Consider the following 1,097-nt stretch of genomic DNA (forward strand, 5'->3'; position numbering starts at 1 on the left):
CTAAAGAAATCCTCCGCCTCATCGGAGCTTGAATCATTGGGCTGTTCTTCGGCAGATGCTTTTAGGGCTATTGCTGATTGCGCTTGTGCTAATTTTTTTTGTAAAAAATTTCTACACTTCACAGGGCAATCTTTGCTAAGAAGTTTTTGAATGGTATCCGGTTTAATGAGCCTTCCTTGATCTAAATCAAACAACCGTACTAGTAGATCTAATCTGCCGTTGACTGAGCATTGTTGTATCAGTTTGATGCTTTTTAGTTCCCCCCGTTTCTCAATGGCCTTCAAAAGGGTAAAGACCCCAGGCTTGAGTATATGTTTGAGTATTGAGTTGTAAGAACTGTTTACTATCCTGATTAGGATTATATAAAGTCCTTCCTCAGGATCTGCTCCGTTATCTAATAAAAACTGCATCAGATTATCTTGCCTAGATTCAGTTGCTTGAGCTAATAGAGTTGTATACTCACATTTTTGGTTAATGCTAATAAATTGTTTTTTTAAGGCATATTTTATCAGGTCAATATGGCCATGCTCGGCAGCCGAACGCATAGCGCTTGCCATTGCATCTTCAAATTTGGTTTTTGCTCTTTTTAAGTTTGCACTGAGCTTTGCAATTTTTTCCTTTGAGAAAGAGGTTTGCGTTTCATTTAATTCTTGTTCTTTTTGAGTGATTTCTTGCTGTAAGCGATTAGCGAGTTGGTTGAAAATAGGAATAATGCCTTCCAAGGCAGCAAACTTTAAGAGACTATATATATCCTGTGATTCCTCGACAAGATCAACAATAGATTCATTCGCTGAGTTTAATTTTTTACAATCAGCCATAAAATTGTCATAAGCTGTCATTATATCCCTTTGCCCACTGCGCATGGCACTAGTGAGAAGTTGTCGAAGCTCTATAACATTGTAGGAAACTTGAATTTCTGGAGAAGTTAGAAATTCTCGCGATAAATCCGAAAGCCCGCCTTCAAGGGCTAGACCTATTGTCTCTAGTGTCAACTCATCTGGTTTTCCTCTATTTCGTAAAACTGCCCAACGCAACAGCTCTAGCTCGTTTTCTGGTTCAGGCCTTGCTTGGAATTCTGGCTCACAAATGGAGTAAAA

At 38.8% G+C, this 1,097-nt stretch carries 1 protein-coding gene; it reads right to left on the bottom strand.

The annotated features are described in order from the left end of the window. The coding region (locus tag Lnau_RS16670; protein WP_193786805.1) for an ankyrin repeat domain-containing protein at positions 1–1,097 on the bottom strand (1,097 nt) is incomplete at both ends.

Origin of the sequence: Legionella nautarum (assembly GCF_001467895.1) — a bacterium.
Lineage (GTDB): Bacteria > Pseudomonadota > Gammaproteobacteria > Legionellales > Legionellaceae > Tatlockia > Tatlockia nautarum.